This window comes from Ochrobactrum sp. XJ1 (assembly GCF_024701725.1).
GTDB lineage: Bacteria > Pseudomonadota > Alphaproteobacteria > Rhizobiales > Rhizobiaceae > Brucella > Brucella anthropi.
On sequence record NZ_VDGD01000076.1, the window covers coordinates 1 to 237 of the forward strand.

Below are 237 nucleotides of genomic sequence, written 5' to 3' on the forward strand. Positions count from 1 at the left end.
CGGGGTCCCTTAAATATTATTCCCCCCCCCCTCTTTTTTTTTTCTCCTTTTTTCCCTCTTTTTTTTTATTCTTTTTTTTTTTTTCTTCTTTTTTTTTTTTTTTCCCCCCTTTTTTTTTTTTTTCTTTTTTTTTTTTTTTTTCTTTTTTTTTTTTTCCTTTTTTCTCCTTTTTTTTTTTTTTTTTTTTTTTTTCCTCTTTTTTTCCTTTTTTTTTTTTTTCTTTTTTTTTTTTTCTCT

The 237-nt window shown here is 21.1% G+C and carries 1 protein-coding gene; it reads right to left on the reverse strand.

Annotated elements, in window-relative coordinates:
* Window positions 1-16: 16 nt before the first annotated feature.
* Window positions 17-237, reverse strand: a 221-nt coding sequence (locus FG152_RS27210; protein ID WP_498989493.1) for a hypothetical protein, incomplete at its 5' end; no start/stop codon positions are given.